Below are 23,375 nucleotides of genomic sequence, written 5' to 3' on the forward strand. Positions count from 1 at the left end.
GGGTGCAGCGGCCTTCGTGCGTCCCGGCCACGGAGGCGGCCCGCAGGGCCCCAGACCGTCCCCCGGCCCCCGTGGGCCGTCCGCTCCCCCGCGGACCGTTCGCCGGCCACGGCAGCCGGACGGCCGTCAGGCCTCCCGCTGCGACGCCTCCCGCGCGGGCTCCTTCTGCACCGGCTCCGGCAGCGGACTCCCCGCCTGCGCCTGTGCCGCCTTCCTCGGCGGCACGGCCGGCATGCCGAGGAACGGCAGCCGCAGCGCCCCGAAGGCCTCCGCCGGGACCGCGGGCGTCCGCGGCGTCACCGGCGCCAGCCGCTCGTACACCGTGCCCTGCTCCGGCCGCGGGTCCGCCTCGCCCTTGTTCGGCCAGAAGGACATCGCCCGCTCCGCCTGCGCGGTGATCGTCAGCGAGGGATTGACGCCGAGGTTGGCGGAGACGGCCGAGCCGTCCACCACCGTGATCCCCGGGTGCCCGTACAGCCGGTGGTAGGGGTCGATGACACCCGACGCCGCGTCCGCGCCGATCGGGCAGCCGCCGAGGAAGTGCGCGGTCAGCGGGGTGCCCATCACTTCGCCGATGTTGGAGCCCGGGAAGCCGTTGATCTCCTCGGCGAGCAGCGTCGCGGCGCGCGTGGCCTCGGGGATCTGCGTCGGGTTGGGCGCGCCGTGGCCCTGGCGGGCGGTGAGCAGGCCCTTGCCGAGGCCCTTCGGCTTGCGGTACGTCGTCAGCGAGTTGTCCAGCGACTGCATGACGAGCCCGATGATCGTCCGCTCCGACCAGCGCCGGTTGGACAGCGCGCGGACGGCGAGCCAGGGGTGCCGGGCCATGTTGCCGAACCAGCCCGCCACCCGGCCCTTGACCCGGTAGGGCACCTGGAGCACGGTCATGCCGCCCATGGCGTTCGAACCCCGCCCGTACCGGACGGGCTCGATGTGGGTGTCGGCGTCCGGGTGGATCGAGGACGTGATCGCGACCCCGCGGGTGAAGTCGACCTTCTCCGTGCCGTGGCGCCTGCGGTAGCGCCGGTTGTCGGTCTGGGCGCCCACCAGCGCCTCGGAGTTGGTGCGGGTCAGCTCGCCGAGCCGGGCGGACAGGCGCGGCAGCAGTCCGGTGTCCTTCATCCGGTGCAGCAGGGTCTGCGTCCCGTAGGTGCCGGCCGCGACGACGACCCGGCGGGCGGTGAACGTCCGGCCCCTGCCCTTGCGGCGCTTGTCGCTGGGCAGGGTGCGCACCGCGAAGCCGCCGCGGCCGTCCTCGGCGAGCGAGACGACGGAGGTCATCGGGTGGACCTCGGCGCCCGCCTTCTCGGCGAGGTAGAGGTAGTTCTCGTTGAGGGTGTTCTTCGCGCCGTGGCGGCACCCGGTCATGCACTCGCCGCACTCGGTGCACGCCTTGCGCGCCGGGCCGGCGCCGCCGAAGTACGGGTCCGCCACCTCCTGGCCGGGCCGGGCCCTCGCCGCGCCGTCGGCGTCGTCGCCGTCCCCGAAGAAGACGCCGACGGGCGCCATGTGGAAGGAGTCCCCGACGCCCATCGCCTGGGCGGTCGCCTTCAGATGGACGTCCGACGGCGTCATCGTCGGGTTCAGCCGGACGCCGAGCATCCGCCGGGCCTGGTCGTAGTACGGCGCCAGCTCGTCCTGCCAGTCCGTGATGTCCTTCCACTGCGGGTCGTTGAAGAACGGCGCGGGCGGCACGTAGAGGGTGTTGGCGTAGTTGAGCGAACCGCCGCCGACGCCCGCGCCCGCCAGCACCATCACATTGCCGAGCAGATGGATGCGCTGGATGCCGAAGAGGCCGAGCGCGGGCGCCCACAGGTAGTTGCGCAGGTCCCAGGAGTTCTTCGGCAGCGACTCGCGGGTGAAGCGCCGCCCGGCCTCCAGCACACCGACCCGGTAGCCCTTCTCCGACAGCCGCAGGGCGGAGACGGAACCGCCGAAGCCGGAGCCCACGACGAGCACGTCGTAGTCGTACGCGTCGTCGTCCGTGTCCTGGTTTCGGGCAGGGGGTACCTCGGACATGGCTCTCCTCGTCAGATGGGCGGGCACAAGCGGGTGGGACCGGGCGCGGTTCAGCGCAGGCGCAGGGCCTTCATCGCCTTCAGGCTGAGGCTCATGAGCTTCGCGTACTTCTCGTCGTCCATGCCGAACGACGGTGCCAGCGGCATCAGCCGCTGCTGGGCGACGGTCTGCGCCTCGGTGTACTTGAGGATTCCCTCGGAGCCGTGGCGCCGGCCGAGGCCGGAGTCCTTCATACCGCCCATCGGCGCCTGGACGCTTCCGTAGGCGGGGGCGTAGCCCTCGTTGATGTTGACGGTGCCGGTGCGCAGCTTCGCCGCGACCGCGTGGCCCCGCCTGCCGTCCTTGGTCCACACGCTCGAATTGAGGCCGTAGGCCGTGGCGTTGGCCAGTTCGACGACCTCGTCCTCGTCGGAGAAGCGGTAGATCGCGACCACGGGCCCGAAGGTCTCCTCGCCGCAGACCGCCATCGGCGCCTCGACGCCGTCGAGGATGGTGGGCTCGAAGAAGTAGGGGCCGATGTCCGGACGGGCGACGCCGCCCGCGACGACGGTCGCGCCCTTGGCGACGGCCTCCTCGACGTGCCGGGTGACGGTCTCCAGCTGGCGGGCGCCCACCAGGGAGCCCATGTCGGCGCCGTAGGCGAGGGAGTTGCCGAGGCGCATCGCCCGGGTGCGGGCGGCGAAGCGGGCGACGAAGTCGTCGGCGACGGACTCGTGCACATAGAGCCGCTCGATGGAGATGCAGAGCTGCCCGGCGGAGGAGAAGCAGGCCCGGACGGCTCCGGCGGCGGCCTTCTCCACATCGGCGTCGCGCAGCACCAGCATGGCGTTCTTGCCGCCGAGTTCGAGGGAGACCCCCACCAGGCGGGCGGCCGCGCCCTGGGCGACCTCGCGGCCGGTGCGGGTGGACCCGGTGAACGAGACGTAGTCGGCGTGCCGCACGACCTCCGGTCCGACGACCGGGCCCTCGCCGATGACGACCTGGAACACCTCGGCCGGCAGGCCCGCCTCGATCAGCAGGTCGCGCGCCCACAGGGCGGTCAGCGCGGTCTCGGTGTCGGGCTTCATGACGACGGCGTTGCCGGAGACGAAGGCGGGCAGCGCGTCGCCGACGGACAGCTCCAGCGGGTAGTTCCAGGGGGCGATCTGGCCCACGACCCCGCGCGGCTGGCGCAGTTCGGTGGTCTTGGTGAGGACGGGGACGACCCCGGTGTGGTGCTTGGGCCGCAGGTAGGCGGGAGCCCTGCGGCCGTAGTGGCGGGCCGAGACGGCGACGGCCAGCACTTCCTCGTGGGCGTGCAGCCGCGCCTTGCCCGTCTCCAGCTGGATCAGGTCGAGCACCTCGGCCTGGCGCTCCAGCACCAGGTCGTGGAAGCGCAGCAGGACGGCGGCCCGCGCCCGGACCGGCGTGGCCTCCCACACCCGCTGGGCGGCCCGGGCGCGCCCGAAGGCGGCGGCCACGTCCTCGGGGGTGGACTCGGGCAGGTCCGCCAGCTTCTCGCCGGTGAATGGCGCGTGGTTCACGGTGCGGCCGGAGCCGGCCACGCCCTTGGTCAGCCGGGCGACCAGATCGGGCGTCACGACGTCGGCGGCGGTCCGCGCGCCGGCGGGAGCCGCGGCGATGGGATTGGTACCGAGGGCGGTGGCGGTGGCCTGCGTGTCCGTCATGGGGGCGAGGGTATGCCGCAATCAACGCTTTGGGTACCCGTCGGTAACAGCTTTTACCGGGCCCTCACCATCGCGCCAGCGATCACTGGCACATAAGCCCTGATCAGCGGCTTGTCGTCCCCGCACGGCCCGGAGGCCCCACCGCGAACGTGGCGCGGGCGTGGAGAGCGCCCCGCCTCCCGGGTCGCACGGAACGGGCCGTTCCGCGCGCAGGGGCCGACGGGCGGCCGACTGCGCGGCCGATGGGGCGCCCCGCGGATCACTCCGGCGGCGGCCGCCAGCCGCGCAGCATGGTGTCGAACTGCTCCCGGGTCTCGGACCAGTCCTCGGCCGGCCCCGACATGTAGAGCGCGTACTCGGTGCCGTTGTCGCCGAAGTACATCTGGTCGATCGCCCGGCGCGGCCCCGGGTGCTCCTTCCGCTCGGTCCAGCGGAACTCCCACAGCGCGGACTGCGTCTGGTCGCGGAAGGTGTTGGGCCGCAGCTTGACCCGCTCGTACCGGGGCAGCCGCTCCGCCAGCCCCTCCTCCATGTCGAGCATGTGCATGTACGGGTTCTCGAAGTCCGGGGAGGGGTCGACGCTGATCCGGATGCGGTGGCGGCCGTTGTCCGGGGTGTAGTCGATCTGGTCGCCGTCGGTCTGGCGGACCCATCCGTCCGGCACCCACAGGACGAAGCCCGTCGGGTCCTCCACCCGGTTCCAGCCCTCGGGGACGTCCGACCCGGCCTGCCCGCCCGGGTCCGCAGGCCCGCCGCCCGGGTCCGCCGTCCCGCCGCCCGCGCCGGCGGAGACGCCCGGCGTGGCGCCCGTACCCGTACCCGTACCCGTACCGCCGTCCTTGTCGCCCGCGTGCTGGAGCACGGCGAAGCCGGCCCCCGCCCCGATCACGGCGGCGGCCACCACGACCACCGCCAGCCGGCGCAGTCGCGCCCCGCGCCGCGGCGCGGAAGCGGGCGCCGCGGCGGTCAGCCGTCCGGTGCCGGGCGCTGGTGCCGGCCCGGTGCCGGGGTACGCGGGGGCGAATCCGCCCCCGCCGTGCCCGCCCCCGCCGTGCCCGGGCACGGTGGCGGCCGGCGGGTACACCGCGCGCTCGGTCACCCGCGGCGCCGGCACGGGCCGGGTCGTCGCCGTGGACCCCCGGCCCTCCAGCACGTCGGTGAGCATGCGCTCCGTCTCGGCGACCGACGGCCGGGCCGCCGGATCCTTCCGCAGCAGCGCCATGATGACCGGGACCAGGTCCTGCGCCCGCCGGGGCTCCGGCGGTTCGTCGGACACCACGGCCTGCATGGTCGACAGCGGCGACGACCGCCGGAACGGCGACTCGCCCTCCAGCGCCGTGTACAGAGTGGCGCCCAGCGACCACAGGTCCGACGCCGGGCCGGGGTCGTGACCGCGCACCCGCTCGGGGGCCAGGTAGTCGATCGATCCGACGATCTCCCCGGTCCGGGTGATCGTGGAGTCGCCCTCTATCGCCGCGATCCCGAAGTCCGTGATCAGCGCCCGGCCGTCCTCGCCGAGCAGGACGTTGGCGGGCTTGATGTCCCGGTGCAGCACCCCGGCCGCGTGCGCGGCGCGCAGCGCCCGCAGCACGTCCAGACCGATCCGGGCCGCCCGCACCGCGTCGATGGCGCCGGGCTCCTTCGCCGCGTCCGCGAGCGAGGGACCGTCGACGTACTGCATGACGATCCACGGGCGGTTGTCGTGCTCCAGCACGTCGTGCACGGTGACCACACCCGGGTGGCTGATCCGCGCCGCGGCGCGCGCCTCCTTCTGGGTGCGCGCGTGCAGGACCAGCCGGTCCGCCTCGGCCACGTACAGACCCGCCGTCAGTTCCTTGACGGCGACGACCCGGTGGAGCACTTCGTCGTGGGCGCGCCAGACCTTGCCCATGCCGCCCCGGCCGATGCTCTCGCCGAGCCGGTAGCGCCCCGCGAGCAGCAGTCCCGTGCCCGTGCTGTGAGTGTGTTCCACGTACCCCGCCCCGTTTCCTGAAGTGCCAGGTTACGGATCGGAGGTACGCGCACGGAACCCGGGAACGCTCAAGTGACCGCACCGTGATGCGTGATGGGACGCGCGGCCCTTCGCGCGAAGGCCCTCACGCGGCCCCGGCGGGGCCGGTGCGGAGCACCCGCCGCCCGGGCGGGCGCGGGTGATCCGCCGCCCCGGGCGGGCGCGACCACCGCGCCGCCCGCCTCAGCCCGTGACGCGGTAGGTCGAGGTGGCCTGCCGGTGGATCTCGGTCACCTTCTCCTTCTGGTCGGCCGGTCCGATCACCTGGACCACGTGGTAGTCGCCGTTCACGATCAGCGCGAGGTTGCGCACGAACACCTCGCGGCCGGTGCTGTCCTGCCAGGTGAACTGGCCCTCCGCCATGGACTGCTTGCCCACGTCGATCCGGCGCAGCCCCGTCGCGCTGGCCCACGAGGAGTCACGGAACGGCTGGAGCTCACGCTCCTTGTCCCGCTGGTACGTCAGCGGGTCGTCGCCGTTGTCCGCCACCGAGTCCCGGCCGGGGACCACGATCAGGGTGAAGTCCCCGCCCACGTAACGGACCTGGCCCGCGTCGTTGATCGGCCGTCGCTGCCATGCCTTGTCGACGGCGAGCCGGAAGCCCTCGGCGTCCTCGCGCAGCACATAGCCGGCCGGCAGGTCCGCCGCCGGGGCGGACGTCTGGGGCTGCTGCGATCCGGGCGTGCGGTCCGGTGACGGTTCACCGCCGCCGGACGGGCCCGGGGACGCCTCCGCGGAGGGACGGCTCCCGGTGTCCGCGCCCTGCGCGGGGCCCTCCTCACCGGCCTTGGGCATGAAGAGGAAGGCATAGGCCACGGCGGCGGCCAGCAGCAGCAGTATCAGCACCAGCAGCGTACGGCCGAGGGCACGCGGCGCCCCGCCCCGCGCCGCACCGCGCGGCGGGAGTTCGTCGTACGCCGGCGGGGCGGGCGGGCGCTCGGTGCGCACCGGGCGGGCCGCGCCCCGGGACTTCTTCTGGCGGTGGCGGCCGTGCGCCGCCTCCCGGCCGCCGAAGCGGCGCCGGCGCACCAGTTCCCCGCGCCGCCGGACGATCGGCAGCAGCGCCGGGTCCACCGGACCGGACGGCACCGGGACGACGTCCACGCCCGCCTCGGGCTCCGGCGCCGAGCGCACCAGCGAGCGCAGCCAGCCGCTCAGCTCCTCGAACTCGGGCCGCTCGGTCGGGTCCTGACGCAGCAGCGACTCCACCACCGGGCGCAGCGGGCCGCACTCCTCGGCGAACGCGGGCGGCTCCGAGCACACCATCTGCACGAGCTCGTGCGCGCTGTCCTCCGGGTACGGGGCGTGGCCCTGGACCGCCCGGTACAGCAGCGCGCCCAGCGCCCACAGGTCCGTGGCGGGCCCGACGGGCGCGGCGAGCTGCCAGTTGTCGTGGACGGGCCCGGCCTGCTCCGGGGCCCACCGCTCGGTGACGGCCCCGACGACCGCGATCCTCGCCTGGCGCGCCCGCTCGGCGGCCAGCGGCGTGGTGGGGCCGCGGAAGACGGCGGCGGGGGCGGCGGCCACGACCTCGTCCCAGCGGCCGGGCGGCGACGCGGCCGGTCCGGCGGGGCCGGGCACCGGGCGGCGCTGGGAGTCGGCGCGCAGGGCGTCGCTCCCGCTGGTCCAGCTCCCGGAGGGGCCGCTGCCGGAGCGGGCGGGCGGCAGGGCGGGGCGGTCCGCGCCGCTCCGGCCCGCGTCCCGGCCGCCGTCCCCCGTTCGGCGGCGGCCCGGCGCACGCCGTAGGGGTCGTCGCGGTAGGCGTCGCCGGGGGCGGAGTCCCCGGCGGGGCGGGCCGCGGGCAGGGCCGCCGGCCGCCGCCCGCCGGCAGCGGGGCGGGGCCGTCGTGGCCGGACGGCGGGGTGTCGCGCCAGACACCGGCGAGACGGGCCCGGCCGGGGCCCTCCCGGCCGTCGTCGCCCACGCCGTCCCGGGCGCCGCCGTCGTGGCCCTCGCCGCCGCCGCGGCCCGCGTACGGGTCGTCATTCGTGTCGTCGTCGCCGTCGTCCGCGTCGTCGGCATCGTCGTCGTGGTAGAGGGCCGCGTACCGCTCGGCCGGGTCCTGCGCCCACCAGTCCGGGTCGACCCCGTCCTGCACGGGGCGCTCGCCTGCGGGGCGTTCCACGGCCGGCACGGAAGCGGACCGCTGCTCGTCCTGGATCCGGGCCGCCGCGCGGGCGCCCGCGCGGTAGGCGGCGATGGCGCCCGCCCGTGCGGCCCGCACGTCCGGGACCTGTCCGCCGCCCTCTGCGCCCTGACGCGGCAGGGCGGCGGGCCGCCTGCCTCGGCGGGGCGGACGGGCGCGGGCAGCAGCGGCTGCCGCGCGGGCGCGAGCTCGGCGGCCCCCGCTCCGGCGCCGTGCGCCGCCCGTGTCCGGTGTCCTGACCGCTTTCCGTCCATGCGCCATGGCCGGTGTCGTACTCCGTGCCGCCGCTCCTGGCCGGCGGGAGCACGCCCTGGCCCGAGTGCCCGCCGTGGCCGGGGTCGTGGCCCAGGGCCGGGTTCCCGTCCTGGTGACCACCCCGGACGGCCGGGGGCACCGGCCGGTGGGCGGTCGCGTCGGGGGCCGCGTAGGGCGCTTCGTCCGGGTCCTCGGGGACGGGGGCGTAGCCGCAGAGCGCCTCCTCGGCCGCACCGGACGCCAGCCCGGTGAGCACCACCCGGCCGTCCTCGCACACGAGCACCGTGCGCACGGTGATGTTCCGGTGGGTCCAGCCGTGGGCGTGCAGCACCCGCAGCGCGGCGAGCACATCGGCGGCCACCTCGGCGGCCCGGTAGGGGCTGAGCGGACGCTCCGCGAGCATCGCGGCCAGGGGACGGGCGTCGACCACCTCGCTCACGATCCAGAGCGAACCGTCCTCCGCGAAGACGTCGAAGACCTGGTCCAGCCGCGGGTGGTCGGGGATGCGGGCCGCCGCCTGCGCCGCCTCGACCGCGCGGAGCACCGCGGGGTCCGAGGGGCGCCGGGTCGCCCTGCCGGGTGCCCGGCGCGGCACGGCCGCGCCGGCCAGCCCGTCGCCGTCGAGCACCTCGGCGTCCACGACCTCGGGCAACGGCACCTGACGCACGAGGACTTCATGGCCGCTGTACGTGTCGAACGCACGCGTCTCCGCCAGTTCGAACTCGTCGGACGGCGGCAGCGGCAGGCGGTAGCGGTCGGCCAGCACCCTTCCCGCGTAGTCCTCCACGACGCCTCCCCACAGCGCGCTGTCCCGGCCGCGCCGGGAAACCCCGCCAAGCCGTCACATCCGGTCGCCCAACGGCCCCTTTACGGCTCCGTATCGTCCACGACTACTCACGATACGTGGCCCCGGTCAGTCCTTGGGGCTGAACGTCGCGAACGCCGTGCGGCGCAGCGTCTCGCACTCCTCGCCGTCCCACTCGTCGGCCTTGCAGGTGATCATGATCGAGTAGCCGCGCTTGGCGTCGACCTTGAAGCCCCTGTTCAGCACGCGGACGACCTGGCCGCGCTCGTTCCGCTGGAACTCCCAGTCGGCGACGGTCGGATAGCCGTTGTACTCGGTCTTCTTTATCCCGATGTGCTTGTACCCGTTACTGGTGGCGCTCACCGCGGCGACGGCCGCCGCCCAGGCGGCCGCGGCATCGTCCTTGGGGCTGCTGTTGAAGTCGACCTGGACCCGGGGCACTCCGCCGTCGACGCTGAACTTGCCGCCCGAGTTCTGGCCGGCGACGCCGGTGAGGCGGAAGCCCGACGGCATCGCCATGGTGAAGTGCCAGCGGTCGTTGGAGACCATGACGTACCCCTCGGGCAGGGTGGCCTGCCCGGAACCGGCGCCCGCGCCGTCGTCGTCACCGGACGACGCGCCGTCGTCGGCGCCCTCGCCGCCGTCCTGGCCGTCGTCCTGGCCGTCGTCGGCTCCGCCGTCCTGACCGGGCTCGCCGCTGTCGGGGCTCGCCCCCGTGCCGGTGCCGCCGTCGGCCGCCGGATCGCCGCCCTGCGTGGCGCCCGCCGACGAGGTCTTGTCGCCGGCGCCCTTGCCGTTGCCCTCGGCCTTCTTCTCCCCGTCACCGCCGAGGGCGATGACGAGCACGGTGGACAGCACGGCGAGCGCCGCGACCACCGCGATGATCACCAGGGTGCGGCGGGGCACCACGTCGGTGATGGACGCCCGTGCCGTGGCGGGCCGGCGGCCCGGGTCCGCGCCCTCGGCGCGCGAGGCCGCGGTGCGGTTCGGGGAACGGTTCTCGGCCTTGGCGGCCGCCGCCGCGTTGCGCACCGAACGCAGCGCGCCGCGCACCCGGTCGGCCGCCGCCGGGTCCTTCGGCGTGGCGGCCGGCCGCGCGGGTGCCGCCGGAGGGGCGGGCGGCGCGGGCGGGAGCATGATGACGCGGGTCTGCTCGGGCGACGGCTCGGGCTCGGCCGGCGTCTCGGGCTCCGCGGGCGCGTTGACGACGCGGGTGAGCATCGCGCGGGCGCCCGCGTCGTCGAGCCGCTGGGCCGGGTCCTTGGCGAGCAGGCCGTAGATGACCTCCTCCAGCGGACCGGCGTTCTTCGGCGGGTCCAGCGGCTCGGTCATCACGGCGGTCAGCGTCGCGATCGCGGAGCCCTTGTCGTACGGCGGGCTGCCCTCCACGCTCGCGTAGAGCAGACCGCCCAGCGACCAGAGGTCGGCGGCGGGGCCGGGCTTGTGGCCGCGGGCCCGCTCGGGCGAGATGTACGAGGGCGCGCCGACGAGCATGCCGGTCGAGGTGATCGAGGGGTCGCCCTCGACCTGGGCGATGCCGAAGTCGGTGAGGACGACACGGCCGTCCTTGCCGATGAGGACGTTGGACGGCTTCACGTCGCGGTGCAGGATGCCCTCGCGGTGCGCGGAGCGCAGCACGTCGAGGATGGCGAGACCGACCTCGGCGGCACGACGGGGCGTCAGCACCCCGTCCTCGCGCACGACCTCGGCGAGGGACTTGCCCTCGACGAGCTCCATGACGATCCAGGGGCGGTCGTCCTCGTCGACGACGTCGAAGACGGTGACCGCGCTGTTGTTGCGGATCCTCGCGATGGCCTTCGCCTCGCGGAGCGTCCGCGTGATGAGGCGGCGCTTCTCGTCCTCGTCGATGGCGTTCGGGAAGCGGAGCTCCTTGACGGCGACGGTGCGGCCGAGGGTCTCGTCCACGGCACGCCACACGGTGCCCATGCCACCGCGCCCGAGCACCCCGCCGAGCCGGTAGCGCCCGGCGAGCAGCCGCTCCTCCGCCGCGGGGGCGGCCTTGGCCGACGCGGCCTTGCCGGACGGACCCTTGGCCGAAGCGCTCCCGACGGAGGCGCCGTTGCCGGAGGCATTCTTGTCGGACGCGCCCTTGCCCGGCGCGCTCCTGTCGGACGCGCTCTCGGCCGGCGTCCCGCCGGAGGCACGCTCGCCCGCCGGAGCCTCGCCACGGTCCGGCGTCCCACCCGAGGGCCGCTCGCCCGCCGGGGCCTCGTCACGGGCGGACGTCCCGCCGGCGGCGGAGCCCTCGCCGCGGGCGTCCCCGGCGTCGCGGCCGGTGTCCTGAGCGGCCGTCACCGCACCGGCCCGGGGCGCGGTGCCCGCGTCCGTCCCGTCCGCCGTGTCGCCTGCGCCCGGGGCGCCGCCGTCCGCCGTACCGGACATGCGCTCGTCGCCGGCGGAGTCCTCACCCCTGCCCGCGGACCCGGCCCCCTCGGCCTCGTTCCGCTGGGGCCCCCGCGCCTGCTCAGCCTCCGACATGCGTCCCCTCTGCGATCCTGATCTTCGCCCGCGCTGCCGCTTCCCGCTCGACGCGGTAACCCGCCCTGGCAGAGCGACCATTGTCCCTCACCACGGGACCGGTGCTGTTCCCGGGGCCACTGCGCTCCCGGGCACCCGCGCACCGGTGCCACCCCCCACCATGCCATCACCGCGCGTGAAGCCGGGCCCTGTGCTGGTCGGAGCGTCACGGGTCCGGCGGGCCGCGGCCGTGCGGCGGACGTCCACCCGCCCGCCGCACGATCGCGGGTCAGAGGGGCACGATGTCCGGTGCCCCGAGCCGGGCCGCGTCCGCCGTCAGATCGTCGGGCTGGCGCTGGGACTCCCGCTCCGCCTGCACCCGCTTCTCGTAGTGCTCGATCTCCTTCTCCACATGGGACTTCTCCCAGCCCAGCACCGGGGCCATCAGCTCCGCGCACTCCCGGGCGGACCGGGTGCCCCGGTCGAAGGTCTCGATCGAGATCCGGGTCCGGCGCGTCAGGACGTCGTCCAGATGGCGCGCGCCCTCGTGGGAGGCCGCGTAGACGATCTCGGCGCGCAGATAGTCGTCAGCGCCGCCGACCGGTTCGCCGAGACCGGGGTCCGCGGCGATGAGGTCCAGCAGTTCCTCGGTGAGCGACCCGTAGCGGTTCAACAGGTGCTCGACCCGCACGACATGGAGGCCGACCCGGGCGGCGATCCTGGCCCTGGCGTTCCACAGGGCGCGGTAGCCCTCGGCGCCGAGGAGCGGCACGTCCTCGGTGACGCAGGCCGCCACCCGCTGGTCGAGACCGTGCACGGCCTCGTCCACCGCGTCCTTGGCCATCACCCGGTACGTCGTGTACTTGCCGCCGGCCACGACGACGAGCCCCGGCACGGGGTGGGCGACCGTGTGCTCGCGCGAGAGCTTGCTGGTGGCGTCCGACTCCCCCGCGAGCAGTGGCCTCAGACCCGCGTACACCCCCTGGACGTCGTCGCGGGTGAGCGGCACCGCGAGGACCGAATTGACGTGCTCCAGCAGGTAGTCGATGTCGGCGCTGGAGGCGGCCGGGTGCGCCTTGTCGAGCTCCCAGCCGGTGTCCGTGGTGCCGACGATCCAGTGCCGGCCCCAGGGGATGACGAAGAGCACGGACTTCTCCGTGCGCAGGATCAGCCCCGTCGAGGAGTGGATGCGGTCCTTGGGCACCACGAGGTGGATGCCCTTGGAGGCGCGCACATGGAACTGGCCGCGCTCCGCGATCAGCGCCTGGGTGTCGTCCGTCCACACGCCGGTGGCGTTCACCACCTGACGGGCGCGGATCTCGTACTCGCCACCGCCCTCGACGTCGAGCACCCGGGCCCCGACGACCCGCTCCCCCTCCCTGAGGAAGCCGATGACCCGGGCCCTGCTGGCCACCTGCGCCCCGTAGGAGGCGGCGGTGCGGACCAGGGTCGTCACGAACCGGGCGTCGTCCATCTGCGCGTCGTAGTACTGGAGGGCGCCCACCAGGGCGTCCTTCTTCAGCGCGGGCGCCACGCGCAGGGCGCGCCGCCGGGAGAGATGGCGGTGCACGGGCAGGCCGCGCCCGTGGCCCGAGGAGACCGACATCGCGTCGTACAGCGCGACGCCCGATCCGGCGTACCACCGCTCCCAGCCCTTGTGCTGGAGGGGATAGAGGAACGGCACCGGCTTGACGAGGTGCGGGGCCAGCCGCTCCAGCAGCAGGCCGCGTTCCTTGAGCGCCTCCCTGACGAGGGCGAAGTCGAGCATCTCCAGATACCGCAGCCCGCCGTGGATCAGCTTGCTCGACCGGCTCGACGTGCCCGAGGCCCAGTCGCGCGCCTCGACGAGACCGGTCGCCAGCCCTCTGGTCGCCGCGTCCAGGGCGGTACCGGCACCGACCACCCCCGCGCCGACCACCAGCACGTCCAGTTCGCGCTCGGCCATGGAGGCGAGCGCCGCGGCGCGCTCCTCCGGTCCCAGTGTCGCTGTCCTCACTGCTGCCTCCCGTCGCCCCCTACGTCCCCTGCGGTCGGGCTCACACAGTCGATTCTGTCCGCAGTCACGGACTTCAGCCACTGCCTGTGGATAACACCCCGTTAGCCACGCGCTCACAATGCGACATCACGGTCATATTTACGCCTAGTCTGACATTGCGCGCGCCCGTTCCGCCCACAGGGCTTGCGTCCCGTGTCACCTCCGGTTATGGGAAGGACGGCCCGCCATGCCCGCTGATCTCGCCGTCGTCGGCCTCGGCCACCTCGGTCTGCCCCTCGCCCAGGCCGCCGTCGCCGCACGCATCGAGACCATCGGTTACGACCCCGGCAGTCGCCACCCGGCCGAACCGGCGGCGGGGATCACCGCGGCGGAGATCCGCCGGATGCTCTCCGCCGGCTTCCGCACCGTCACCGATCCCGCGGAGCTGGGCCGGGTGCGCACCGCCGTGGTCTGCGCGCCGACCCCGCCCGGCCCCGACGGCACGCCCGACCTGACGGCGCTCGCCGACGCCGCCCGCGCCCTGGCGTCCCGGCTGCGCCCGCACACCACCGTCATCCTGGAGTCGGCGGTGCAGCCCGGGACCACCGAGGAGTTCCTGCGCCCGCTGCTGGAGGAGGGCTCCGGCCTGCGCGCCGGCCGCGACTTCCACCTCGCCTACTCCCCCAGCCGCACCGACCCCGGCAACCGCGACCACGGCTACGCCAACACCCCCAAGGTGATCGGCGGGCTCACCCCCGCCTGCACCGAGTCCGCCGCCGCCTTCTACAGCCGCCTCACCGACAAGGTGGTGCGTGCCCGGGGACTGCGGGAGGCCGAGACTGTCAAGGTCCTGGAGACGAACTTCCGGCACGTCAACATCGCCCTCGTCAACGAGATGGCCGTGCTCTGCCACGGTCTGGGCATCGACCTGTGGGACGTCATCCGCTGCGCCGAGACCAAGCCCTTCGGCTTCCAGGCGTTCCGCCCCGGCCCCGGCGTCGGCGGCCACGGCGTGCCGCTCGACCCGGGCGTCCTCCCGCCGACCGGCCGCACCCTGCGCATGGTCGGCCTCGCCCAGGACATCAACACGCGGATGCCGCAGTACGTGATCCAGCGCTGCGCCACGCTCCTCAACGAGCACGGCAAGTCCGCGCGCGGCGCCCGTGTGCTGCTCCTCGGCGTCACCTACAAGCCCGACCTCGCCGACCTCCAGGGCTCCCCCGCCCCGGAGATCGCCCGGCGGCTGATGGACATGGGCGCGGCCGTGAGCTACCACGACCCGCACGTCCCGGACTGGCGCGTCGGCCAGGTGCCCGTGCCCCGCGCCGACTCCCTCTACGAGGCGGCCGCCCGCGCCGACCTGACCGTACTGCTCCAGCACCACCGCACCTACGACCTCCAGGGGCTCGCCGTGAAGGCCCAACTCCTGCTGGACACAAGGGGAGCAACGCCCGCGGGCGCGGCGCACCGGCTGTGAGACGTGTCGCGGACATGCAACGGTCGGGTAACTGAGGGGCGTTCTGTCCGACCGGGCTGCTACTGTCCGGAATCGCTCGCACGCTCGTGCGACGCATCTCACGCCTCCAGGGGGAACTTCCGCATGTCCCAGCCCGTACCGCCGCCCTCCGGCAACCCGTACGCCCAGGGAACCCCGGGCACGCCGGGCAACCCCTTCGCCCCGGCCCCGCCGCCCGCCCCGGTCCGCAACAACATCGGCCTCGGCCTGATCGTCGCGGTCGTCACGGCCCTGGTCACCGCCGGCGCGTACGGTGCGCTCGCCGGTGCCATCGAGGCCGAGGTCGGCTACGCGGCCGTCGCCGTCGGCTTCCTGATCGGCTTCGCCGCCGCCAAGACCGGCGGCCCCAACCCGGTGCTCCCGATCGTGAGCGCCGTGCTCGCGGTCGGCGCGGTCTACCTGGGCCAGCTCGTCGGCATGGCCGTGATCGTCGCGGACGAACTGGGCGGGTCCTTCACGGACGTCTTCTTCGACCAGTTCAGCCTGCTGACCGAGGCATGGTCGGAGGTGGCCGACGGCATGTCGTACCTCTTCCTGGCCATCGGCGCGATCACCGCCTTCGGTGGCGCCAAGAAGGCCAACGGCTGATCCCGGCACCGCACACGGCAGGGCCCCGGCACCGAGAGGTGCCGGGGCCCTGCCGTTGCGTGCGGTCAGCGGCGGTGCTGGGAGTCCGCCACCGTCACCTCGACGCGCTGGAACTCCTTGAGCTCGCTGTAGCCCGTCGTGGCCATCGCGCGGCGCAGCGCCCCGAAGAAGTTCATCGAGCCGTCGGGGGTGTGGGACGGTCCGGTCAGCACCTCCTCGGTGGTGCCGACGATCCCGAGGTCGACCAGCTTGCCGCGGGGCACGTCCTCGTGGACGGCCTCCATGCCCCAGTGACGGCCCCGGCCGGGCGCGTCCGTGGCGCGGGCGAGCGGGGAGCCGATCATCACCGAGTCGGCACCGCAGGCGATGGCCTTGGGCAGGTCGCCGGACCAGCCCACGCCGCCGTCCGCGATGACGTGCACGTACCGGCCGCCGGACTCGTCCATGTAGTCGCGGCGGGCCGCGGCCACATCGGCGACGGCGGTCGCCATCGGCACCTGGATGCCCAGCACGTTGCGGGTGGTGTGGGCGGCGCCGCCGCCGAAGCCCACCAGCACGCCCGCCGCGCCGGTGCGCATCAGGTGCAGCGCCGCGGTGTAGGTGGCACAGCCGCCGACGATGACCGGGACGTCGAGCTCGTAGATGAACTGCTTGAGGTTCAGCGGCTCGGCGGCACCGGAGACGTGCTCGGCCGAGACGGTGGTGCCGCGGATGACGAAGATGTCGACGCCGGCGTCCACGACCGCCTTGGAGAACTGCGCGGTGCGCTGCGGGGAGAGCGCGGCGGCCGTCACCACACCCGAGTCGCGCACCTCCTTGATGCGCTGCCCGATCAGCTCCTCCTTGATCGGGGCGTCGTAGATCTCCTGGAGACGGCGCGTGGCGGTCTCCGGGTCGAGCTCCGCGATCTCGTCGAGCAGCGGCTGCGGGTCCTCGTAGCGGGTCCACAGGCCTTCGAGGTTCAGGACACCGAGGCCGCCCATCTCACCGATGCGGATGGCGGTCGCCGGGGACACGACCGAGTCCATCGGGGCGGCCAGGAACGGCAGGTCGAAGCGGTAGGCGTCGATCTGCCAGGCGATCGAGACCTCCTTCGGGTCCCGGGTGCGCCGGCTCGGTACGACGGCGATGTCATCGAACGCGTACGCCCGGCGGCCGCGCTTGCCGCGCCCGATCTCGATCTCAGTCACGATGTGTGGCCTTTCCCTCTACGTCTGCCCCACCAGTATCCCCGACACATGCCAGGGGCGGCCCCGGCGACCCGGGACCGCCCCTGGCGGAGTCTGGCGGGAGGTGCGGACTACTTCCTGCTGTAGTTCGGCGCCTCGACCGTCATCTGGATGTCGTGCGGGTGGCTCTCCTTGAGCCCCGCGGACGTGATCCGGACGAAGCGCCCGTTCTCCTGGAGCTGCGGCACGGTGCGTCCGCCGACGTAGAACATCGACTGGCGCAGCCCGCCCACGAGCTGGTGGACGACCGCGGAGAGCGGACCCCGGTAGGGCACCTGGCCCTCGATGCCCTCGGGCACCAGCTTCTCGTCGGAGGCGACGCCCTCCTGGAAGTAGCGGTCCTTGGAGAAGGAGCGCTGGTCGCCGCGGGACTGCATCGCGCCCAGCGAGCCCATGCCGCGGTACGACTTGAACTGCTTGCCGTTGATGAACATCAGCTCGCCCGGGGACTCCTCGCAGCCGGCGAGCAGCGAGCCGAGCATCACCGTGTCGGCGCCGGCGACCAGCGCCTTGGCGATGTCGCCGGAGTACTGGAGGCCGCCGTCGCCGATGACCGGGACACCGGCCGCCTTCGCGGCGAGCGAGGCCTCGTAGATCGCGGTGACCTGCGGGACGCCGATGCCGGCGACCACCCGGGTGGTGCAGATGGAGCCGGGGCCGACGCCCACCTTGATGCCGTCCACACCGGCGTCGATCAGCGCCTGGGCGCCGTCCCGGGTGGCGATGTTGCCGCCGATGACGTCGACGCCCGAGGCGTTCGACTTGATCTTGGCGACCATGTCGCCGACCAGCCGGGAGTGGCCGTGGGCGGTGTCCACGACGATGAAGTCGACACCCGCCTCGATCAGCGCCTGGGCGCGCTCGAAGGCGTCGCCCGCCACACCGACGGCCGCGCCGACGAGCAGGCGGCCCTCCTTGTCCTTGGCCGCGTTCGGGTACTTCTCGGCCTTGACGAAGTCCTTGACCGTGATCAGGCCCTTGAGGATGCCCCCGTCGTCGACCAGCGGCAGCTTCTCGATCTTGTGGCGGCGCAGCAGCTCCATGGCGTCCACGCCGGAGATGCCGACCTTGCCGGTGACCAGCGGCATCGGCGTCATGACCTCGCGCACCTGGCGCGTGCGGTCGGACTCGAAGGCCATGTCCCGGTTGGTGACGATGCCGAGCAGCTTGCCCGCGGCGTCGGTGACCGGCACACCGCTGATGCGGAACTTGGCGCACAGCCGGTCCGCGTCGGCGAGGGTGGCGTCCGGGTGGACCGTGATCGGGTCCGTGACCATGCCGGACTCGGAGCGCTTGACCAGGTCGACCTGGTTGGCCTGGTCGGCGATGGAGAGATTGCGGTGCAGCACACCGGCGCCGCCCTGGCGGGCCATGGCGATGGCCATCCGCGACTCGGTGACCTTGTCCATGGCGGCGGACAGCAGCGGGATGTTCACCCGCACGTTCTTCGAGATGTACGAGGAGGTGTCGATCTGGTCGGGGGCCATGTCGGAGGACCCCGGCAGCAGCAGCACATCGTCGTAGGTCAGCCCGAGTGTCGCGAATTTCTCGGGCACTCCGTCGACGTTGGTCATGACACCTTCCCCAATGGCCTTGATCGGTGCGGATGTCCATGCTAACGGCCTCTCGGGCCGTCTCATTCCACGATCAAGATCGTCGAGCAGCTTTGTTGTTTCGTACGGGAGCCGCCGGACGGGCGTTCACTGCTCGGCGAGCGCCCGCAGACGGCTCAGCGCGCGGTGCTGCGCGACCCGCACGGCACCGGGCGACATCCCCAGCATCTGCCCCGTCTCCTCCGCGGTGAGCCCGACCGCCACCCGCAGCACCAGCAGCTCGCGCTGGTTCTCCGGGAGGTTGGCGAGGAGCTTCTTGGCCCACTCCGCGTCGTCGCTGAGCAGCGCGCGCTCCTCCGGACCGAGGGAGTCGTCCGGGCGCTCCGGCATCTCGTCCGACGGCACCGCCGTCGAACCGGGGTGCCGCATGGCGGCGCGCTGGAGGTCGGCGACCTTGTGCGAGGCGATGGCGAAGACGAACGCCTCGAAGGGGCGGCCGGTGTCCCGGTAGCGCGGCAGGGCCATCAGCACCGCCACGCACACCTCCTGCGCGAGGTCGTCCGCGAAGTGGCGGGCGTCACCGGGCAGCCGGTTCAGACGGGAGCGGCAGAAGCGCAGGGCCAGCGGATGGACGTGCGCGAGCAGGTCGTGGGTGGCCTGCTCGTCGCCGTCGACGGCACGGTGGACGAGTGCACCGATGGCCCCCTGGGCTGCCGTCGCCTCGTCGTCACGCATCGGTCCATGGTGCCCTGGCGACGGAGCGTCCGCGGCACCGCGTCCCATGTTGTGCACCGAAGCGTTATGAGCAGGTGCGCCGGAACTCATCTCCTGCGCCCTCCCCTCCCGCTCGACCGAATCGTCCCCGAGGAACTCCACACCTCAAGGATGCGGCATTGCGCGGGAAACGGATGCCCTCGGGCATCCGTCACCCCGTGCCGGACCCGTCAGCGGACCAGGCCCCAGCGGAATCCGAGGGCCACCGCGTGCGCCCGGTCCGAGGCGCCGAGCTTCTTGAACAGCCTCCTGGCGTGCGTCTTCACCGTGTCCTCGGAGAGGAAGAGCTCGCGCCCGATCTCCGCGTTGGACCGGCCGTGGCTCATGCCTTCGAGCACCTGGATCTCCCGCGCGGTGAGCGTGGGGGCCGCTCCCATCTCGGCCGACCGCAGCCGGCGCGGGGCGAGCCGCCAGGTCGGGTCGGCGAGCGCCTGGGTGACGGTCGCGCGGAGCTCGGCGCGCGAGGCGTCCTTGTGCAGATAGCCGCGGGCCCCGGCGGCGACCGCGAGCGCGACGCCGTCCAGGTCCTCGGCGACGGTCAGCATGATGATCCGCGCGCCGGGGTCGGCCGACAGCAGTCGGCGCACGGTCTCGACGCCGCCCAGACCGGGCATGCGCACGTCCATGAGAATGAGGTCCGAGCGATCCGCGCCCCAGCGGCGGAGGACTTCCTCCCCGTTGGCCGCGGTCGTCACGCGTTCGACACCGGGCACGGTCGCGACCGCGCGGCGCAGCGCTTCTCGGGCAAGGGGGGAGTCGTCGCAGACGAGGACGGAAGTCATGACTGACCTCCGTGACTCGCACAGCTGTTGCGCGTCACCTTGTGCCTCCAGGCTGAGTACGTGTGTCGTCACCTGTGCGGTTGAACGCTGTCGGACATGTGCCCGAGAGCTTGTCGCTTCAACCGCCTCCGCTCTCTCAACGATGGTCACTCGAAAGAGTTACGGGGGGAGCGAGGGTCTTCGCACCCAGCGTGAGCGTACGTGCGCGGAGGGGAGCGTCGCAGGTCACCTCGCCGGTACTCGCCGGTCATGCCCCATTCAGACGCTTTTCTTCCCTTTAGGTGGTGTCTTTGGCTAGATTCGCAATGAGTCATATTTACATCTACTTACACAGGAGATGTACGGTCGTTGGCACAGCGTGGGATGCCTGATCCGGGCGACCACCCGCCCGCGGGCCCGCCCGTTCGTTGCGGTCCTGTTCCACCCAGGACCGTCCACCCAGCACGGTTTCAAGGGGACATGCGCCATGGCAGATTTCTCTCGCCTTCCCGGACCCAACGCCGATCTGTGGGACTGGCAGCTCCTCGCGGCATGCCGCGGGGTCGACAGCTCGCTCTTCTTCCATCCGGAGGGCGAACGCGGCGCAGCGCGCAGCGCGCGCGAGAACTCGGCGAAAGAGGTCTGCATGAGGTGCCCGGTCCGGGCGGAGTGCGCGGCGCACGCGCTGGCCGTCCGTGAGCCGTACGGCGTCTGGGGCGGACTGACGGAGGACGAGCGCGAGGAGCTCATGGGCCGCGCCCGTCACCGCTTGATCCCCGCGACGAGCGCGGGTGGCACGGCGAGGGGCTGAGACCCGGAACAGCAATCGAAGAAACGTTCCTGCAAGGATCCGCCGAAGCGTGATCCGCAAGGAGACTCCACGCCGGTCCCGGCGCAGCCGCCGGGACCGGCGGCTGCTTTTTCGGGGGCGGTCCCGGCAGGCCGGCGCGGGCTCCACCCCGGTCCGGGCGAGGCCGCGGTGCGGGTTCGGCGGACCGCGACGGCCGGCGGCGCGGGCTCCACCCCGGTCAGGGCGAGGCCGCGGTGCGGGTTCGGCGGGGCGCGGCGGACCGCGCCGGCCGGCGCCCCGGGGCGGTCAGCGGGTCGCGGCGCGGGCGAGTTCGTCGAGGGTGGCCGCGACCGCCGGGACCTGGGACAGGTCCGGCAGGGTGAGGGCGACGATCTCGCGGTGCACCGGCGGCTCCACCGTGACGGTGCGCGCGCCCTTCGTCAGGACGGAGTCCAGCGCGAGCTCGGGCAGCACCGCCACCCCGAGACCCGCGCCGACCAGGCCGATCACCGCCGGGTAGTCGTCGGTGGCGAAGTCGATGCGGGGGGTGAAGCCGGCCTCCTCGCAGACCTCCACGAGCTGGCGCCGGCAGCGCGGGCAGCCGGCGATCCACGGCTCGTCGCCGAGGTCGCCGATGGCCACCGTGTCCTCGGCGGCCAGCCGGTGCCCCTCGGGCACCAGCCCCACCAGCCGGTCGGTGAACAGCGGCCGGACGGTCAGGTCGTCCCACTCGGTGCCGGAGGCGCCGTAGCGGAAGGCGAGGGCGATGTCGCAGTCCCCGTCGCGGAGCATCTCCACCGAGCGGGGCGGCTCCGCGTCGACGAGGGAGACCCGGGTGCCGGGGTGTGCGGCGCGCAGGGCGGCCAGCGCCGCGGGGACCAGCGTGGAGCTGGCGCTCGGGAAGGACACCAGGCGCACCCGGCCGGCCCGGAGCCCGGCGATGGCCGCGATCTCCTCCTCGGCGGCGGTGAGCCCCGCCAGGATGCCGGAGGCGTGGCGCACCAGGGCCTCGCCGGCCTGGGTCAGCCGCATCTCACGGCCGGTGCGGATGAGCAGCGGGGTGCCGGCCGAGCCCTCCAGCGCCTTCATCTGCTGACTCACGGCGGGCTGGGTGCAGCCCAGGTCGCGGGCCGCCGCGGAGAAGGAGCCGGTGGCGGCGACGGCGCGCAGGACACGGAGATGACGAGCCTCGATCACTCTTCGAGCATAAGGCAGGCTTGGGGGTGGCGTGGCATATTCGATGGTTGCTTTGGGCCCGGTCGGTTAGCGTGCGGTCATGAAGCTTCTGTCCGTGAACACCGGTCTCCTCACGCCCTCCGAGCACGCCGCCACCGGCACCACCGGCATCGACAAGCGGCCGGCCGACGGGCCCGTCCTGGTGACGGACCCGGGTCCGAAGGGCAGCGGGGGCAGCGGGCTGGCCGGGGACGAGATCTCCGACCTGCGCCACCACGGCGGCAGCGACCAGGCCGTCTACGCCTTCGCCCGCGAGGACCTGGACGCCTGGGAGCGCGAGCTGGGCAGGCCGCTGGCGAACGGCGCGTTCGGCGAGAACCTCACCACCGCCGGCGTCGACGTGACCGGGGCGCTGATCGGCGAGCGGTGGCGCGTCGGCGCGGAGCTGGTGCTGGAGGTGACCAGCGGCCGCATCCCGTGCCGGACCTTCGGCGGCCACCTCGGCGAGCGCGGCTGGGTGCGGCGGTTCACGCAGGCCGGGGCGCCCGGCGCGTATCTGCGGGTGATCTCGCCCGGCGAGATCCGCGTGGGCGACGCGGTCAAGATCGTGCACCGCCCCGCGCACGACGTCACCGTCGCGATGTCGTTCCGCGCGGAGACGGTGGAGCGGACGCTGCTGCCCCGGGTGCTGGCGGCGGGGGACGCGCTCCATCCGGAGCAACTGCGCGACGCCCTCGCCTACGTGGAGAAGTACGGGGCGGGCGACGGCGCCGGGGCCGTGTGAGATCCCCTCGTGCGGGAGGCCCGTACACGGCGCCCGCACGGGGACCACTAACGTGCCGTCCATGACGACTGCACTGATCACGGGCGCGACCGCGGGCATCGGCGCCGCGTTCGCACGGCGCCTCGCGGCCGACGGCCACAACCTCGTACTGGTCGCCCGTGACACGGCACGGCTGCGCGAACAGGCCACCGAACTCCACGACCGGCACGGCATCGAGGCCGAGGTGCTGACCGCCGACCTGTCGGCGGAGGAGGGCATCGGGGCCGTGGAGCGGCGCCTCGGGGACCGCAGGCACCCGGTGGACCTGCTCGTCAACAACGCCGGCTTCGGGAACAAGGGCCGATTCCTCGAGGTCACCATGGCCGACGAGCTGACGATGCTCAAGGTGCACTGCGAGGCCGTGCTGCGGCTGACCGCGGCGGCGGCCGGGCCGATGAAGGAGCGCGGGCGCGGCGGCGTGGTGAACGTGGCCTCGGTCGCCGCGTTCGTCCCGCGCGGCACCTACGGCGCCTCCAAGGCGTGGGTCGTGCAGTTCACCCAGGGCGCGGCGCGTGATCTGGCGGGGTCGGGCGTGCGGCTGATGGCGCTGTGCCCCGGCTTCGTGCGGACCGAGTTCCACGAGCGCGCCGGGATGGGGACGGACAACATCCCCGGCTGGATGTGGCTGGACGCCGACAAGCTGGTGTCGGCGGCGCTCGCGGACCTGGCGCGGGGCAGGACGGTGTCCGTCCCGGACCCGCGGTACAAGGCGCTGATGGGCGTGGTGAAGCTGACGCCGCGCGGGCTGCTGGGCGGGATGTCCTCACGGGCGGGGCGCTCGTACGGACCGCAGTGAGACGACCGGGCGAATG

At 73.7% G+C, this 23,375-nt stretch carries 17 protein-coding genes; 5 read left to right on the top strand and 12 right to left on the bottom strand.

Annotated features, from left to right (window positions below; genetic code table 11):
- Positions 1-126: 126 nt before the first annotated feature.
- The 7 genes from JE024_RS14160 to JE024_RS14190 all read right to left on the bottom strand — a co-directional run bounded on the left by JE024_RS14160 (position 127) and on the right by JE024_RS14190 (position 13,374).
- Positions 127-2,016, bottom strand: a complete 1,890-nt coding sequence (locus JE024_RS14160; RefSeq protein ID WP_244882848.1) for a GMC family oxidoreductase — start codon at positions 2,014-2,016, stop codon at positions 127-129.
- A gap of 50 nt (positions 2,017-2,066) precedes the next feature.
- On the bottom strand, positions 2,067-3,683 hold the full coding sequence (locus JE024_RS14165; protein WP_205373942.1) for a succinic semialdehyde dehydrogenase: 1,617 nt from the start codon (positions 3,681-3,683) through the stop codon (positions 2,067-2,069).
- A gap of 259 nt (positions 3,684-3,942) precedes the next feature.
- Positions 3,943-5,655: a serine/threonine-protein kinase gene (locus tag JE024_RS14170; RefSeq protein ID WP_205373943.1), complete on the bottom strand. Its 1,713-nt coding sequence runs from the start codon at positions 5,653-5,655 to the stop codon at positions 3,943-3,945.
- Positions 5,656-5,877: 222 nt separating this feature from the next.
- Complete coding sequence (locus JE024_RS14175; RefSeq protein ID WP_205373944.1) at positions 5,878-7,275, bottom strand: serine/threonine kinase C-terminal domain-containing protein; 1,398 nt, start codon at positions 7,273-7,275, stop codon at positions 5,878-5,880.
- Between the two features lie 401 nt (positions 7,276-7,676).
- Complete coding sequence (locus tag JE024_RS41085; protein WP_244882851.1) at positions 7,677-8,882, bottom strand: protein kinase; 1,206 nt, start codon at positions 8,880-8,882, stop codon at positions 7,677-7,679.
- Positions 8,883-9,008: 126 nt separating this feature from the next.
- A complete protein-coding gene (locus JE024_RS14185; protein ID WP_205373945.1) occupies positions 9,009-11,399 on the bottom strand; it encodes a serine/threonine-protein kinase in 2,391 nt (796 codons plus the stop codon).
- Positions 11,400-11,667: 268 nt separating this feature from the next.
- Complete coding sequence (locus JE024_RS14190; protein ID WP_205373946.1) at positions 11,668-13,374, bottom strand: glycerol-3-phosphate dehydrogenase/oxidase; 1,707 nt, start codon at positions 13,372-13,374, stop codon at positions 11,668-11,670.
- Positions 13,375-13,600: 226 nt separating this feature from the next.
- On the opposite strand from JE024_RS14190, the gene JE024_RS14195 reads away from it, so the two are divergent.
- Together JE024_RS14195 and JE024_RS14200 are read left to right on the top strand one after the other, a co-directional pair.
- Positions 13,601-14,830, top strand: coding sequence for a nucleotide sugar dehydrogenase (locus JE024_RS14195; protein ID WP_205373947.1), 1,230 nt, complete (start codon positions 13,601-13,603; stop codon positions 14,828-14,830).
- A 123-nt stretch (positions 14,831-14,953) separates the two neighbouring features.
- Entirely contained in the window at positions 14,954-15,457 is a 504-nt protein-coding gene (locus tag JE024_RS14200) for a hypothetical protein (protein WP_205373948.1), read from the top strand.
- Positions 15,458-15,522: 65 nt separating this feature from the next.
- Here JE024_RS14200 and JE024_RS14205 read toward each other — a convergent pair whose 3' ends face one another.
- The 4 genes from JE024_RS14205 to JE024_RS14220 form a co-directional block, all read right to left on the bottom strand.
- Complete coding sequence (locus tag JE024_RS14205) at positions 15,523-16,647, bottom strand: GuaB3 family IMP dehydrogenase-related protein (protein WP_187741911.1); 1,125 nt, start codon at positions 16,645-16,647, stop codon at positions 15,523-15,525.
- Positions 16,648-16,757: 110 nt separating this feature from the next.
- The gene (gene guaB / locus JE024_RS14210; RefSeq protein WP_205373949.1) at positions 16,758-18,260 is read right to left on the bottom strand and encodes an IMP dehydrogenase; all 1,503 of its coding nucleotides are present in this window, start codon (positions 18,258-18,260) and stop codon (positions 16,758-16,760) included.
- A 126-nt stretch (positions 18,261-18,386) separates the two neighbouring features.
- Positions 18,387-18,974, bottom strand: a complete 588-nt coding sequence (locus tag JE024_RS14215) for a sigma-70 family RNA polymerase sigma factor (protein WP_205373950.1) — start codon at positions 18,972-18,974, stop codon at positions 18,387-18,389.
- Positions 18,975-19,183: 209 nt separating this feature from the next.
- A complete protein-coding gene (locus JE024_RS14220; RefSeq protein WP_003948568.1) occupies positions 19,184-19,795 on the bottom strand; it encodes a response regulator transcription factor in 612 nt (203 codons plus the stop codon).
- A 466-nt stretch (positions 19,796-20,261) separates the two neighbouring features.
- Between JE024_RS14220 and JE024_RS14225 the strand changes: the two genes are divergently transcribed.
- The gene (locus tag JE024_RS14225; protein WP_205373951.1) at positions 20,262-20,585 is read left to right on the top strand and encodes a WhiB family transcriptional regulator; all 324 of its coding nucleotides are present in this window, start codon (positions 20,262-20,264) and stop codon (positions 20,583-20,585) included.
- A gap of 285 nt (positions 20,586-20,870) precedes the next feature.
- Here the strand turns inward: JE024_RS14225 and JE024_RS14230 are convergent, their stop codons facing one another.
- Positions 20,871-21,761 carry a LysR family transcriptional regulator gene (locus tag JE024_RS14230; RefSeq protein ID WP_205373952.1) on the bottom strand — a complete coding sequence of 297 codons (891 nt, stop codon included), beginning with the start codon at positions 21,759-21,761 and terminating at the stop codon, positions 20,871-20,873.
- Positions 21,762-21,840: 79 nt separating this feature from the next.
- On the opposite strand from JE024_RS14230, the gene JE024_RS14235 reads away from it, so the two are divergent.
- Both JE024_RS14235 and JE024_RS14240 read left to right on the top strand, forming a co-directional pair.
- Positions 21,841-22,524, top strand: a complete 684-nt coding sequence (locus JE024_RS14235) for an MOSC domain-containing protein (protein ID WP_205373953.1) — start codon at positions 21,841-21,843, stop codon at positions 22,522-22,524.
- Positions 22,525-22,585: 61 nt separating this feature from the next.
- On the top strand, positions 22,586-23,359 hold the full coding sequence (locus tag JE024_RS14240; RefSeq protein WP_205373954.1) for an SDR family NAD(P)-dependent oxidoreductase: 774 nt from the start codon (positions 22,586-22,588) through the stop codon (positions 23,357-23,359).
- Positions 23,360-23,375: the final 16 nt, after the last annotated feature.

Origin of the sequence: Streptomyces zhihengii (assembly GCF_016919245.1) — a bacterium.
GTDB lineage: Bacteria > Actinomycetota > Actinomycetes > Streptomycetales > Streptomycetaceae > Streptomyces > Streptomyces zhihengii.

What these genes read in the sequence shown, in the direction of transcription:
- JE024_RS14240 (WP_205373954.1), top strand. Translation starts at nt 22,586, where the DNA reads ATGACGACTGCACTGATCACGGGCGCGACCGCGGGCATCGGCGCCGCG.
- JE024_RS14215 (WP_205373950.1), bottom strand. Translation starts at nt 18,974, where the DNA reads ATGCGTGACGACGAGGCGACGGCAGCCCAGGGGGCCATCGGTGCACTC.
- JE024_RS14165 (WP_205373942.1), bottom strand. Translation starts at nt 3,683, where the DNA reads ATGACGGACACGCAGGCCACCGCCACCGCCCTCGGTACCAATCCCATC.
- JE024_RS14220 (WP_003948568.1), bottom strand. Translation starts at nt 19,795, where the DNA reads ATGACTTCCGTCCTCGTCTGCGACGACTCCCCCCTTGCCCGAGAAGCG.
- guaB (WP_205373949.1), bottom strand. Translation starts at nt 18,260, where the DNA reads ATGACCAACGTCGACGGAGTGCCCGAGAAATTCGCGACACTCGGGCTG.
- JE024_RS14195 (WP_205373947.1), top strand. Translation starts at nt 13,601, where the DNA reads ATGCCCGCTGATCTCGCCGTCGTCGGCCTCGGCCACCTCGGTCTGCCC.
- JE024_RS14235 (WP_205373953.1), top strand. Translation starts at nt 21,841, where the DNA reads ATGAAGCTTCTGTCCGTGAACACCGGTCTCCTCACGCCCTCCGAGCAC.
- JE024_RS14160 (WP_244882848.1), bottom strand. Translation starts at nt 2,016, where the DNA reads ATGTCCGAGGTACCCCCTGCCCGAAACCAGGACACGGACGACGACGCG.
- JE024_RS14225 (WP_205373951.1), top strand. Translation starts at nt 20,262, where the DNA reads ATGGCAGATTTCTCTCGCCTTCCCGGACCCAACGCCGATCTGTGGGAC.
- JE024_RS14200 (WP_205373948.1), top strand. Translation starts at nt 14,954, where the DNA reads ATGTCCCAGCCCGTACCGCCGCCCTCCGGCAACCCGTACGCCCAGGGA.
- JE024_RS14185 (WP_205373945.1), bottom strand. Translation starts at nt 11,399, where the DNA reads ATGTCGGAGGCTGAGCAGGCGCGGGGGCCCCAGCGGAACGAGGCCGAG.